General features: G+C 39.1%; 12 protein-coding genes and 4 pseudogenes. 6 read left to right on the top strand and 10 right to left on the bottom strand.

The window, feature by feature from the left end:
- Nucleotides 1-65: 65 nt before the first annotated feature.
- Both greB and PN838_RS18375 read right to left on the bottom strand, forming a co-directional pair.
- Nucleotides 66-538, bottom strand: a pseudogene (gene greB / locus PN838_RS18380) (transcription elongation factor GreB).
- Between the two features lie 27 nt (nucleotides 539-565).
- A pseudogene (locus tag PN838_RS18375) lies at nucleotides 566-875 on the bottom strand (helix-turn-helix domain-containing protein).
- Nucleotides 876-974: 99 nt separating this feature from the next.
- Between PN838_RS18375 and PN838_RS18370 the strand changes: the two are divergent.
- From PN838_RS18370 to istB, 6 genes and pseudogenes are all read left to right on the top strand, one after another.
- Nucleotides 975-1,487 carry a VspR family transcription factor gene (locus tag PN838_RS18370; protein WP_272181576.1) on the top strand — a complete coding sequence of 171 codons (513 nt, stop codon included), beginning with the start codon at nucleotides 975-977 and terminating at the stop codon, nucleotides 1,485-1,487.
- 100 nt (nucleotides 1,488-1,587) lie between these two features.
- The gene (locus PN838_RS18365; protein ID WP_272181575.1) at nucleotides 1,588-2,628 is read left to right on the top strand and encodes a DEAD/DEAH box helicase; all 1,041 of its coding nucleotides are present in this window, start codon (nucleotides 1,588-1,590) and stop codon (nucleotides 2,626-2,628) included.
- Nucleotides 2,629-2,706: 78 nt separating this feature from the next.
- On the top strand, nucleotides 2,707-2,859 hold the full coding sequence (locus tag PN838_RS18360) for a hypothetical protein (protein WP_272181574.1): 153 nt from the start codon (nucleotides 2,707-2,709) through the stop codon (nucleotides 2,857-2,859).
- A gap of 540 nt (nucleotides 2,860-3,399) precedes the next feature.
- Complete coding sequence (locus PN838_RS18355; protein ID WP_272181573.1) at nucleotides 3,400-3,756, top strand: hypothetical protein; 357 nt, start codon at nucleotides 3,400-3,402, stop codon at nucleotides 3,754-3,756.
- A 281-nt stretch (nucleotides 3,757-4,037) separates the two neighbouring features.
- Nucleotides 4,038-5,582 (top strand): IS21 family transposase, encoded by a 1,545-nt coding sequence (gene istA / locus PN838_RS18350; RefSeq protein ID WP_272181572.1) that lies wholly within the window; start codon nucleotides 4,038-4,040, stop codon nucleotides 5,580-5,582.
- A gap of 15 nt (nucleotides 5,583-5,597) precedes the next feature.
- Nucleotides 5,598-6,358: pseudogene (gene istB / locus PN838_RS18345) on the top strand (IS21-like element helper ATPase IstB).
- Between the two features lie 64 nt (nucleotides 6,359-6,422).
- On the opposite strand, the gene PN838_RS18340 reads toward istB, so the two are convergent.
- The 8 genes and pseudogenes from PN838_RS18340 to PN838_RS18305 all read right to left on the bottom strand — a co-directional run bounded on the left by PN838_RS18340 (nucleotide 6,423) and on the right by PN838_RS18305 (nucleotide 13,808).
- On the bottom strand, nucleotides 6,423-7,073 hold the full coding sequence (locus PN838_RS18340; protein WP_272182650.1) for an ATP-binding protein: 651 nt from the start codon (nucleotides 7,071-7,073) through the stop codon (nucleotides 6,423-6,425).
- Nucleotides 7,074-7,338: 265 nt separating this feature from the next.
- Complete coding sequence (locus tag PN838_RS18335; RefSeq protein WP_272181571.1) at nucleotides 7,339-7,860, bottom strand: hypothetical protein; 522 nt, start codon at nucleotides 7,858-7,860, stop codon at nucleotides 7,339-7,341.
- Nucleotides 7,861-7,948: 88 nt separating this feature from the next.
- On the bottom strand, nucleotides 7,949-8,203 hold the full coding sequence (locus tag PN838_RS18330; RefSeq protein WP_272181570.1) for a hypothetical protein: 255 nt from the start codon (nucleotides 8,201-8,203) through the stop codon (nucleotides 7,949-7,951).
- 2 nt (nucleotides 8,204-8,205) lie between these two features.
- A pseudogene (locus PN838_RS18325) lies at nucleotides 8,206-9,540 on the bottom strand (RHS repeat-associated core domain-containing protein); the annotation flags it as partial.
- A 12-nt stretch (nucleotides 9,541-9,552) separates the two neighbouring features.
- On the bottom strand, nucleotides 9,553-11,445 hold the full coding sequence (locus tag PN838_RS18320) for a hypothetical protein (protein WP_272181568.1): 1,893 nt from the start codon (nucleotides 11,443-11,445) through the stop codon (nucleotides 9,553-9,555).
- A gap of 89 nt (nucleotides 11,446-11,534) precedes the next feature.
- Complete coding sequence (locus tag PN838_RS18315) at nucleotides 11,535-13,019, bottom strand: toxin TcdB middle/N-terminal domain-containing protein (protein WP_272181567.1); 1,485 nt, start codon at nucleotides 13,017-13,019, stop codon at nucleotides 11,535-11,537.
- A 152-nt stretch (nucleotides 13,020-13,171) separates the two neighbouring features.
- The gene (locus PN838_RS18310; RefSeq protein ID WP_272181566.1) at nucleotides 13,172-13,456 is read right to left on the bottom strand and encodes a hypothetical protein; all 285 of its coding nucleotides are present in this window, start codon (nucleotides 13,454-13,456) and stop codon (nucleotides 13,172-13,174) included.
- 1 nt (nucleotide 13,457) lies between these two features.
- Nucleotides 13,458-13,808, bottom strand: a complete 351-nt coding sequence (locus PN838_RS18305) for a hypothetical protein (protein WP_272181565.1) — start codon at nucleotides 13,806-13,808, stop codon at nucleotides 13,458-13,460.
- Between the last annotated feature and the right edge of the window lie 248 nt (nucleotides 13,809-14,056).

Genomic DNA, 14,056 nt, shown 5'->3' with positions numbered 1-14,056 from the left:
GATTTTGCCAAAAAGCATTGTGCTGCCACGAGTTTAAGTGGCCAACTGACTGTTATAGCAACGGACTACATTAAATAACTAATCGAATTCACTAGCCAAGTTACCTTTCCGTCAAGGCGTATTAACTACAACTTCATCATCGACAGATTTTTTTAAACAGGCTCGAGCCATGGGTGAATCGATAGACGTATAGTCTTTTCGGCCATATATTTCGTCTGGCCCGACAATTCGAAATTTAAGGGTTTTTCCGTCGTCATTTTCTAATTCAACCCAAGCGCCAAAGAAAATTTTTCCATCTTGATCTGGGTGATATTCAACTATCTTTGTTTCTTCTAAAGTTTTACGTAAGTACCTGACTCTTCTATCAATCTGTCTCAATCTTTTTTGTTTTCTTGATAGTCAGCATTCTCCGATCTATCTCCAAGACTCGCAGCCCATGTAACTTTTTTGTGATCTCCGGTCGTTCATTCCGCCATAAAAAGTCAAGTTCTTCTTGCAGTTTTAAATACCCTTCACGGGTAATAAGTTTAGTTTTCATAATTTAGTTGAGTCTTTTTATAAGGAACTAAGAGTCTGTTTTATGACTCAGCTTTTCAATCAGTTTTTTCTTGTCTTTTTCTGACAGTTTATTGATTAGGCAGGATAACTCTGCAGTTATTTCATCTTCGCAAAAAAGTAATTTAGCGGGACGTTTAACTGTTTAGCTAGTTTTTTCAACATACTAATATCAGGCGTATGTCGACCTTTTTCATAGTGATTCATACGTGCACTAGCTGAGCTGTGCTCCATACCAACCAAGATTCCAAGGCCTTTTTGTGTGAGTCCAGCTTTTTTCTAGCTTGCTTAAGGCGAATGATAAATGGATTAGTAACCACGAAAAGATCATTTAGTTGTCTCTTTAATAACTTAGATTGTCTAATTTTTAATTATTTTTGTATACTTAGCAATCCTAAGTTTATGAAAGTGTCATTTAGATGAAAAAACATTACAGACTAAACAACCTGATGAAACATCTGCTAATTGAAGAAGCCATGGATGAGTTTACTGTTACAGAATTACGAGACGTTGCTCATAATAAATTTGAGCAGAAACAGACCCCAGTAGAACTTAGGGTTAAGTTATACCGCCACTTGCTTGCTCTTGAGGAAAAAGGATTGCTTAGTACAAAAGGCACTGGTCGAAATAAAAAATACGCGAAAACAAATCTATTTATTGAATGTTTTTCCAAGTCACTACATGACGCATCTGAAGCGTCGTTTGAAAAAATTCAATCCCTTAAAAAAGAACGAAACAGCATACAAGGAGAGTTGGAAATTACTCTTGGAGAAGTCGAACATTATGAAAATTTTATCAAACGATTTCCCGACAATAGGGTTGTTATAACAACGTTAAAAGACAAAGCAAAAGGACAGGCTGCAAGTTTACTTGGTCGAATAAATGCCACATCTAAGTTAATCTCTGTATTAGAGGGTAGCAGCACATGTTAAGACTATGGCAACAAGAAAGTGTTGAATTAGCTTTAGAGAAGTTCAGAACTGGCCCATCTCATTTTTTTGCCAAGCCACCCTAGGCGCTGGGAAAACGATAATGGCATCGGAAGTCGCTTACAGATTGTTTGAGGATGAATTAATCGACTTAGTTCTTTGTTTTTCGCCATCTTTGTCTGTAGCACACGGTATTAAAGAAACATTTAGTAGAAGGTTAAACTGTCACTTTAATGGTGAAATTGGAGCCATTGGGAAGTCTTTAACGTATCAAGCGATTCAATACTTAGATAACAGTTTTTGGCAAACCATCAGAAAATATCGTGTCTTGGTTATTTTTGATGAAATTCATCATTGTTCCGGAAGTTCACAGGAAGTTGCTAATGCTTGGGGACAACAAATCCTAGTAAAAATTCAAGGTTTGGCTAAATACACACTAGCGCTTTCAGGTACTCCTTGGCGTTCTGATGCCTTACCAATAGTTATGGCCGAATACACAGATCCGGAAGGTCAATTAGTCTGCGATTATCAATATACTCTAGCTCAGGCGGTTAATGATGGCGTTTGCCGCTCGCCGAAAATAGTTCTAATTGATAATGAAAAACTAACTATAGCAACGGATGAAGGTGATAAATCATATCCCTCTATCCTTGAATTGTTAAAAAGTTCAAATATTTCCTATCGCAATGTTATTTTTAACAACCAAGCAGTAGAATATTTAGTTCGGTTAGCCTGCGATAAGCTCTCAGAAATTCGAAAAGAATCCCCTAATGCCGGAGGGTTAGTAGTTGCCGCGTCAGTAGAGCATGCTAAATCTTTGTGTAACTTGCTACGGAATAAATTTAATCAAAAAGCAACAATAGTGACTTACAAGCACGATGATGCGTTAGCCGAGATTAATAGATTTAAAAATGGAGTTACTGAATGGATAGTAAGCGTAGGCATGATCAGTGAAGGTACGGATATACCAAGGTTGCAGGTTTGCTGTCATATGAGCAGTGTTAAGACCGAGCTTTACTTTAGACAGGTCTTGGGACGAATCTTAAGAGTCAATAACTCACCAAACCAAGAGGCCTTAGTTATATACGTTCGCCGAAGAAAGCCTAGCTTCAATAGCCGTTCGAATGGAACAAGATATCCCTGACACATACCGTTATATTAATATCCCTACTAGCCAAAAGAACAACGAATACATTAATACCGACAATATTTTATCAAAAAAATGCTTACACTAGAAAAACCAGAACTCCATAAATTGAGTTGGGGAAATGACGGTATAAGCGCCCTTATGGAATCAAATGCTAAGATATTAAATGAGTTCGATGAGCTTAGGCTCGGCCAATTCAAGCAGAAAATAATCGCCGCATTTAATTAATTATAAATAGCGCACTTCTTTACTTTTGTAAGTTTATTGTAGACCAATTTATGATTGCCTCAGACGGATTGGGGCGAGTTACAGAAATTAAGAGCTAGTTTGTCTCGCCTTCAGGAATTAATTATTGGAACAATTGAGAAAGTCTGGCCAACCGCGCCTAGCAGAACGTAAACACACAATTAGTGATATATAATAAAAATAAATATCCACGTGGATACTTCCTTCAAATAACTTTTCGACTCAATCTGTCGTCTTTGATAAAAAGATCCACGTAGATACCTCTTACTCTGTAAACAATGGGATGGACTCCTTGGTTTTAATGGACTCTACAGTTGCAAATTCCACTCACTACCGGCAGTTAATCCAAACAATATCAGCATCCGATCCAAAGTTTATTGGCATGAGATTCCGATAAGTTTCAGCATTTGAAGATAAATTAGATTAAACTCAATTATACGTAAAATTGGGTTCACAATTAATTACCACTGATTAACGCTGGTAGCTGCATACTTCGGAATATGCAGGTAACAGGAGATAAGTTTGAAAAATACTTTTGATAAGTCTCGTGTACTAATGCAAAGCTTTAACAGAGCTTGCGACACGCTTGAAATTGAATTAGAGAGCCGCGCAAAAATCGTTGGAGTATCAGAATTAATTTATGCTGAAAAACAATCAACTGGATTTGAGATCCCCGGAATAGAATCTGAATTACAGCTTATTTTTCTGCATTTTTATAAACATTTGTTTTCTTTAGCCGGCGGTAATAATGATTTTATGCTTCATTGGTTTTATACGAAACAACAACACCTTAACGCGACTCCCGCAGATATTTGCAAATCGAAAGCAGGCTTAAGCAAGTTAACTCAATACATGGAAAGCATAAATAAAATTAATTAAGCATATTAATAGCCGTACGAATACTTTTGCAAGCCTAAACCAACTCTGCCAGCCAAAGCCAAACTGCGTATTTTCACCCATCCTGATCACTTAATAACATCGATGCTGATCACCCAATAACATTCATCCTGATCACTCAATAACATCGATGCTGATCACTTTTGACCAAAATGTTATTGAGTGATCAACTTATGTTATTGATTAAAATTTATTATTTTTTGTTTTATCTATAGGTGTTTTTAACCGTTATCCTTTTCTCTTTTTTGATGATGAGGATAACCATGCCAACGGCACCTATTTCTATGCGTAAATTAAAAGAGATCATTCGATTAAAGTACGGGTGTGAATTAACTCACCGTCAAATTGCTAAAAGCCTGTCTATATCACCGGGCTCTGTTTCAACCTATGTTAACCGAGCAGCTCAACTCAATATCACTAGCTGGCCTTTAGCGGCTAGTTGGGACGAGCAATCCCTTCATCAGGCATTCTTTAATACTAAAGCTCAACCCAAGCGCTATGCTTTACCGGATTGGTCAATTGTTCAGCAAGAGCTGCGACCTAAAACCATGACATTGCAATTACTGTGGGAGGAATATAAAGAACGTCACCCCGAAGGTTATTACAGCTATAACCATTATTGCCGCCAATATAAATCTTGGCTTAAATGCCAAAAGCCATCAATGCGACAAAATCATAAAGCGGGTGAAAAGCTGTTTGTTGACTATTGCGGGCCGACGATGAATATCGTCGACCCAAGCACTGGAGAGTGCCGGACCGCACAGATTTTTGTTGCGGTGATGGGGGCCTCAAATTACACCTATGCCGAAGCGACATTCAGCCAAGGGTTAGAAGATTGGGTGATGAGTCACGCCCGTTGTTTTGAATTCTTAGGTGGAGTCCCTGAATTGGTGATCCCCGATAACCTGAAAAGCGGTGTGACAAAGGCGTGTCGATATGAGCCAGATTTAAACCCAACCTACCAACAACTTGCCTGTCATTATAATACGGTTGTTGTGCCTGCTAGGCCTTATAAACCTAAGGATAAATCTAAAGCGGAAGTGGGGGTACAAATTGTTGAACGCTGGATAATGGCGCGACTGCGTAAGGAAACGTTTTTTAGTTTACGTCAACTCAATATCAAAATCAGGGAATTACTAATCGACTTAAACCAACGGCAGATGAAAAAGCATCCTAGTTCGAGAGCAAGTCAATTTAAAACAATAGATAAACCTGTACTCAAACCCTTACCTCAAAAGCCATACAGTTACACCTTGGTCAAACAGGTACGCGTACATATTGATCACCATGTTGAAGTTGAGAAACATTATTACTCCGTACCTCATCGTTTAATAAAACAAAAGCTAGAAGCACATGCCAGTAATGAGCTGGTGACGCTTTATCATAAAGGAGTAAAAGTAGCTGTTCACCCACGCTCTCACCGTGTCGGTGGCCATACAACAGTTGAAGAGCATATGCCTATCGCTCATCAAAAACAACAACAGTGGAGTGCAGCTCGTTTTGAAAGTTGGGCCAGAAAGTTTGGCGTATCAACAGAGCAATATGTGATTAATTTACTAACGATGAAAAAACACCCAGAGCAAAGCTACCGTGCGTGTTTAGGGCTACTCAACCTAGGTAATAAATTCGGTGAACAAAGACTTGAAGCAGCTTGTCAACGTGCGCTTGCCACAGGCCTTAACCGAGTTAAGCAAGTGAAAAATATCCTAGAAAAAGGATTAGATAAACAGCCATTACCACAAGCTCAACTCGATTTACTAAATGAAATAGACCACCCCAACATCCGTGGTAGCCAGTATTACCATTAATCAAAAAGGAAAAACATGAATACTCATCAACAAGTCAACCAGCAACTGAATAGCTTAAAACTTAGCGGCATACGTGAAGCCTTATTAAGGCAACATGAGCAACCCAATTTATATGTAGAGCAAAGCTTCGAAGAACGTTTAAGCTTATTGCTTGAGCATGAAATTATAGGACGAGAGCAACGTAAAATAGAGCGATTAACCCGACAAGCAAAGTTTAGAGTTAGCGGTACGCTTGCCCAGTTAAACTACAGTGCGAGTCGCCAACTCGATAAAACACAAATGCGTTCGCTAGCCCAAGGCGAATGGCTGCGTTTACATCAAAACATCCTCATCACAGGCGCGACAGGATGTGGCAAAACTTACCTTGCTTGTGCACTTGGTCATAATCATTGTCAGCAAGGATACAGCGTGTATTACTTTAGGCTTAAAGAGCTACTCGAGAAAATGTTTATGGCTCAGGCTGACGGGAGTTACCGAAAGTTTATTAATAAACTCGCTTATGCTGATCTATTGGTACTTGATGATTGGGGATTAGAGCCCTTAACCCCTCAGCAACGCAGTGATTTACTCGAATTAATTGATGCTAGGTACGATAGCAAATCAACGCTAATTGCTAGTCAATTACCGATAGAAAATTGGTATAAAATGATCGGCGAATCTACTCATGCTGATGCGATATTAGATAGGTTAGTCCATGGTTCAATTAAGCTGGAATTAAAAGGAGAATCAATGCGAAAAAACTAAATTCCTTGACTGATGCTGATCACTCAAGTTAAATTTTACTGAGGTCTATAGAGAAACAAAAATGCGATCAGCATCAATGTTATTGACCGATCAGCTTCATGTTATTACGCAGCTGTCTTTATTTAGTAAATAATAATGTGATTTCTCTGAAGTTGGCTTGCTGTGCCATCTAATTACTTTAAGGCCAAAGTCATTATCTTCTACGCTTATATTAAACTCTTTTAAGTCGTGTTCGGGAACTGGAACGGGGTCATTGTTTAGCGTCAGCGTTTTTTTGTTATTTAATGCTAAATACCAGCCAAATTCGATAGTAAACTTTGGCAATAACACTTCATGAGGAGGCAAATTAGTTTCACAATTACTAAGCGTAACTATCGTGCCTTTTGGCTCTTGCATTAGTGAGGAATGTTGTAAAGACTCGTCGATTGAAACGCCATCAAAATCTTTAATGTCTGACGCGCAAACCTTAATTCTTGCATTTTCATTGTTGTGCTTTGTAAACCATGTAGCATTTTCAGAGATTCTGAAAAATGCCAAACGCCCTCGACCATGACTACCATGTTGATCAGCGTCTGATTTAGATGAGTCATTAAACTTAGCAAAATTATCTTGGATATTGTGAAAGTCGATTCCGTCACCGTTGTCGAAAACTTCAACGGCTTCAGTACCATCCATTTCATTAGTTTCGATATTTACTTTTACTTCGGTAGCGTTAGCATCTAACCCATTCCAAGCTAGCTCAAATATTGCTCTCCAAGGATCAATATTCTTAAAGTGCTTTTTATTCCGTTACATGTAATTGCAGCAGAGCCACTGAAATTATAACTATCCATAAAAATCCGTATTATTTGCAATTCACTGAGAGTTGAACTGATTAACTATTAATCCAAAGTTGATACGTCAAACATTAAAGTATTTTTCTTTAATATTGAATAAAAAGAGTTAAAAAACTATTTCTGCACTTGTGTAAAATAAAACCAGCCGAAGTTGGCTTTACTCAATAGACTACACTTCAACTTTTAGCAGTGTTTGAATTTAGAATATCAATTATCTTTACAGACATTGCTTCAATTTGTCTTGATGTTGTGGCTCCAAAAACGCCTTCACCAAAGCTAGATTGAGTATCAAGGGTAGACTCGTGAATAACCCGACCATCAGCTACGGCAATTAACTTCACATTCAACTTAAGTACAGCATCTCCAACCATCGATCCAGCCATAAATCTTCCAAAACCTGAAACGTGGCGAAATTGCTCTATTGTGATTTTCAAAAGCGCTTCAGGTTTAGGGTTTTCTGAAGCAGAAGCAATACTTCCTAAATATTTCTTTGAAATCACCTTTTTAAGCTCTGCTATGCTCGTGGTTAGGCTTTTGCTTTCGTCAATCCTTTCTAAAGGTTGAACTTCCAATAAGACACTTACGTTGGAGGCGGTTGCCTCCGTGCTTTTAATGCTAGTCCTCTCATTTATTTGAGCTGCACAACCGCATAGCATTACAACCATAGCAATGGTTAGAAAATATCTAAACAGTAACATTTAATATTCTACTCCCTTAATTTCAGCTAAATTGCACTTAAATACAAATAAGTTCTGCAAAACCGAATTAGTCGATACGACTTCATTACTACTCTTCCTTATCGTATTTTGAATCAAATTGCTTAAGCCACTCATTTAGAGACTCTAACTTATGTTTAGGTAGAAATAAGCAAACTAATGACGTTAACCAAATAACTCCGTGAAAAGTTACTTTTAAATAATATGATTTTGGTTCTTCTGATAACTTACCACTACCATATTTTGACAGGGCTTCGCCTGACACTAATTCGTTTCCTAAAATAAAGCTAAAAATAATAAATATCAAAGCTATAAAGAGTCTCATCTTTACCCTCCATTAATTTTCTTTGAAGTATATTCCGAGATAGCTCCTTGAACTTGAGCTTGCCCCCAGTCTTTCAATGGTGACGGAACATATCTAAATCTAGTATCCATGTAATGCTCAGCAAATCCAGCTAGCGTATTACCCCACAGACCACCGACTCTATCATTGTACATATAGTCAATACCCGCAGCTCCCCAAGATACAGCTTGGCATGGAGCTAATGGACAATACCCAGCATATTCTCCAGCCGTATTTAAAGCTGAGACTGACGTATCAGCCACACTAACAGCTGCCATCTTAACATTATGTTTGATTGCCATCTGTCCTTGTATAGTGGTTACATCATTTCCGCCAAATAAACTATTAATACTCTTTTTCCACATAGCCATTTCTCTGGCTGCTGCACTAGTTAAACCTTCTAACCCTCCTTTTCCGTATTCGTTAAACAAACTTTGGTACATTGCGGTCATCGCACCGTTACCAAATTTTCCACCTGTTATAACTGAAGCTGTGCCACCTACAGTCATATTAATAATGGTGCCGCTAATTGGTCCGTTATAGTAGTGTGTGTTCAAGCTTGTCCCTACACCTTTGGTGAAGCCAGCGGATACGAATCCATGACCAAATTTTCCACCACCAAGCACGGATAATGTACCACCTGCAAATGCATGTGATGCTATTTGTCCAGCAATTTGCCCTGAAGTTAACATATTGCCACCAAAGTTAGTTAAACCAGATGCGCTCATTTGTCCCGCTTCAACTGCTGCAACATTACTAGCACCTGCACTACTATAATAATCACCGATTTGTTGGAAGGTATACGCACTAGCACCTGCAACCGCTGCGGCTCTTAAAGCGCCAGAAGGTGGAACGCCCATAGCTCTGTTATATTCATAAGTCCAAGCTGCTGCTCCCCAGCCTCCGCCATAGACTGCGGATACAGTAGAACCGACAATATTAACTACATCTTTACCAAATACCTTAGTGGCAGCTTTTATCAGCCCACGTCTAAAGCTTGAGAAGAAATACCCTGACGGATCTGTATAACTCATCGGGTTATTCAATACATAGCTATAACGATTATAGTTTTGAGTATTTTCAGGAGCCTGAATAAACGGATCAGCTTGTAAGAATCGTCCCAAGGTTGGATCGTAGATCCTACCGTTCATATGAATAATGTTTAGGTCATCCATCATACGATGGGAGGTATAGCCTCGCTCTGTAGGTACTAACGAATTAAACGAACTAAACTCACTGTCAGTATAAAGCGTCGTACTTTTACCCCACGGATCGTAAATTGATTGCGAGACCAAATCACCATCATGATTCGTAACAAGTACAACAGAGCCCTAGCTGTCCTTGTGCATATACAATATTTCATCAGTTTGGTTACTTCGCTTCGTGACGATGGCATTACCAATGTAATATTTATGTTCAGTTAAGGAACCATATCCGCCACTTCTAATCGTCTTTTCATATCCACCGACATAAGTTCGTGTATAGGTGGCGTTGAGTCCATTTTCTTTTTTAGATTCAGATTTATAGTAAAGTTGTCTGTTAACGCCATATTTCATCGTCGCGGATGCCGTCGAGCTTGAAATATCAGTAGGTAAATCAAAGCTGCTGTAAGTAAACGTTCTCACACCATCATTTTCGATATTACCGTTATTGTCATATTTACCTGAAAAATTGTTGTAGGTCGCCCCTGTTCGGCTCGAATTTTTGTATATGGCCTCTAATCGATGGACATCAGTTGATGAGTACTTATAGTAGCCAGTTGACGTGCCATTAGTACCAAAGCCTTTTTTGCTTGTTATATTGCCGAAGCCGTCATACGTATAGGTTTGGTTACCTGTAAATGAAGATGGCAGGGCCGGGTTGGCGGTTATGACACTGATATTTCTATTCTTCAAACGACTTACGTCGTCGTAGATGAAAGTTTCAGTATAATCAGCCGCATCACCAGAATAATATTTGCTTCGTTTAGTGTGTAAATCACCATTATTGTAATACGTCAGGTCTAGGTTGAATAAACTAGAATCGCCAATAAAGTCAACGTCGCTTAATCTGCCCGTATCCCCTTCAAAATCATATTGTCCTTCGACACCGTTTCCATACGTTATCCCTGTAACTTGGCCACTATCGTTCATAGAGTCGATGCGCTCTAATACAAATCCAGTCTCATTATTGACTCTAGCTTTGACGTAACCTGCATTTGTGTAGAAAGTTTTTACAGAGAAACTAGAACCCGGCACGTCAAAGTTAGTTATGAGAGGTCGACTTGCAGCATCATAAGATTGAGATTGACTATATGTATCAAATTCTCCTTCAAATGTTGTTACGGTTTCGTGAGGCCGACCAACGCTATCAAAACTGTATTCAGTCTTGATTGTAGGCGTGTCACTACCGCAAGTCTTATCTGCTCCATCATATTTCGCAGTTTCTACTAATTTATTACGCTCTTTATATGTGCTGCTCGTACCATATATCCAACAGAGCGTGCCTTCTTCACTATTATAGCTTTTAGTTTTCCGGCCTAATGTATCGTATGTAAACGTAAACTTGTCATTTTCAGCGTTCGTTTGAGAATAGATTTGGTCAAAACCATTATACTTATAGGTCCATTCGCCCTTAATCGGGTCATCAGTGCTGGTTTTGCGTCCCAAATAATCGAACTCATTCGTTATTATACTTGATTTCCCGTCTGCTTTTGTTTCACTGTTCAACAAATTGCCAAACGCATCGTAGGTAAACTCGACGGTATTCCCTTCGTTATCTTCGACTTCAATCGTCTCACCTAAACCGTTTTTCACCGTTGTGGTTTTTTGGTCAATCTCATTGGTAGCGATTTCGTTCGCCCCATCATATTCTAAGGTTTTATATGAACCATCGGGATTAGTGACTCGCTCTACTCTTCCAATGTCATCGTATACAAAGTCTGTTGTTAGGGCTGGATTGTTCGGTCTACTCGTAGACTCTTTACGCCCATATTCATCATAGGTGGTAGTTACAACCGAATTTGAACCATCGAAACTTACGACTCTCGTCTCAATTTCCATTCCATATTTGTCAAAAACAACTTCCTTATCCGGCTTTCCGGTTTCGGCAACTCTTTGAATATAATACCCATCTAACGAACAACTCGAGTCACAATAACGTTTTTCAATCGATTTGTGCCTCGAATCTGGATAGTCAATTAACTTCACTTCACCAAAGGCATTTAGCGTAGATTTTGTATACAAGTAGTTTTGGTTTCTAACGCTTATGCTATCGATAACCCCTGAAACTGAACTTGAGCTCGTGTTATTGTATTTATAGTATTGATTATAATTTAATGAGTCTTTTTATACTTAACATACCGGCCTTTAGGGCCGTATTCGGTTGTCGCTTTTCGAGTCTGTGATGAGGTCGTATCCTTAACGTTCGCCACGATGATAGTTGAAATTTTGTTCCCATACTCGTCGTAATCGTAAGTCGTGACTTGCTTATTTTGACTGTCTGTCGGAGAACGAGTTGTCGTCTCTAGCATCAAATCTGAATTATAGGTAAATGATGACTCTCTCGTGACCGTTGGTAATGTCACCCCTTCATTTTTTCTCGTCTTAGTTACGGTCGTATTCGTCAATCGTGCTAATCGTTTGTACTCATTTGACGTCCCGTATTCATTTACGGTTGACGTCGTAAGACTGGTTCCTGACGTCGTCAAGTCAGTAGTGACAATTTCACTCGTCGTTAAGTTACCCCATGAAGAATACCCGAAGGTAGAATCGACCTCAGAAAGCGCTGTAGAAGTACCATTACTGTTATATTGGTAACTTTTCTCAACTAAATTTTCGATGACACCAAAAACACCATTTTCGCTGTTTTTCACTGCCAACGTATTCGTTGCAGAAGATAATGTAACTTCTCCTTTTTTCGAATTCGTTTGGATTGGCATGCCTCTTAGGACATAAGAGCTTGCGCCATAATCTTGATTATATTCAGTCGTAGTCTCAATTTTTGTAAGGTAATCGAAAGTCTTAATAGCTTGGAATCCAAGGGAACCTAATCCTTCCTTATGAATAAGAAGTCCGGCGTACTCATAATAAATTGCAGCTCTACCTGGCGTTGGTGAATAAGGATTATCATAAAAATCGCCACGCTCACCGACAAATCGAACAACCAAATTTCCTCGACGAGGTGAAAATGTCGCTGTGTCAATTAGATTGTCAGACACTTTACCAAAATAGACATCGTTTTGGGTTAGTGGTTTATATCGAATATGTGTAGAAACTCCAAAACCGTTAACTATTTCGTTTATCGTATTATATTGCCCAGAATTGGATTGAAACTGCTTTTTCCAAGTAGATGACGTTGCAGTTAATAGCTCCAAATTTCCATCACCAGCGACATCGGCAAACTGCATGTTCTCTGGGTTTGAATCAAAACTTTGATACCCACGGTGTTCAAAATCAATATCTTCAATATTTTCAGTGGGGCGAGAAAAATAAATAGCCCACTTGTTGCTCGCTGTTGCATGCAGTACATCTGTTCGGCCGTCGCCATTCAAATCAACAAATCGGTTAAGTAACTTTTTTGTACTATCCGTCACGAGCCCCATGGGCTTTTCCGGAGAAAAGCCGATACCATTCCCTAATCGATAATACCAATCTGTTCCTTTCACATATGTAATGTCTGTTATAAAGTCGCCATTTAGGTCGCCGAATCGAACTGTATTCATAGTCGCACCGCCCAGGTTTGACTCTAAAGTCAGAGTTGGAGCGGTGTCATCACCGGTGGCTAAAAGCAAGTCGTATTTGGTTGTAGTAGACGTCACCCACGTGCCGTTTAGGTCTGACTCACATTCCCTTTGAGATCTCGAAAATATCATTTGCCCCATGGAATTTCGACAATATGCTGAAGTTGTAGTAGTCTTGGCAATTAGATCGGATTTACCATCACCATTGACGTCAATGCCCGAAGAATATTTCAGGTTAGCGGTAGCGTTTTTGTCCCCATAGGTTCAAAGTCACTGATACTCGATGTAGGGTAAGTATAAAGAGTAATTGCTTGGCTAAATGACTCATCGCCTTCGTTATTTAGGTAAGCTTTAATATACTTCCCAGTTCTAAAAACGATGTCTTCAAAACTATCTCCGTTGACGTCCATTACTTGAACTTGAGAGTCTAATCCTATAGCTTGAATACCTAAATCGCGGTTTATTTTTTCGGATTCATACTCAACCTCAGTACAATCACCGGAGCAATCGCACATATTACGAGAGTTTGTACCTTAGTATATATGAAACGACTTGCCAGTTACTGGTATCTGATGTCGCATAAAGTAAATCTCGTATTCCATCACCATTAAAATCAATCGTTAATGCATGTTCTTTCTCATTTGTAGCCCAAGAAGCAAGAGAAACCGTATTACCAACTGCATTTGTACTCATCAAACGTGCTTTCCATTCAGAGCCGTCTGGATATACAAAATCATCTATGCCATTCCCATCAATATCAAAAATCAACGTGTATTCTGTATTTTTCGCGCCTGAATACGCTGTATTTGTCGTATCAAACGCTTCAAAGTCTGTATCGTTTGGGACCCAGCGACAAAATGATTGCACTCCAGAGCTCGGTATCGCACTCCCAAGTCATTGATGAAGTAGATAAACCACGGCGATTCCAGTTAAATTCCGTTGCATTACGGCAAGTTTGGCGGCCTGCGTCTGCGCATTCCGTGATGGATTCAACTAATGTGCTCTCTTCAATAAACTTAGATACATCCGCTTCATAATCGACGAAATAAGAACGATAATTTTCGTTATCTACCGTGTTGTGTATCGCTGCGAGTATTTTATTATGGTTATAATAA

Origin of the sequence: Psychrosphaera algicola (genome assembly GCF_028401425.1) — a bacterium.
GTDB lineage: Bacteria > Pseudomonadota > Gammaproteobacteria > Enterobacterales > Alteromonadaceae > Psychrosphaera > Psychrosphaera algicola.
The sequence above is the reverse complement of the archived record's forward strand: the minus strand, read 5'-3'. Positions and strand labels throughout refer to the sequence as shown.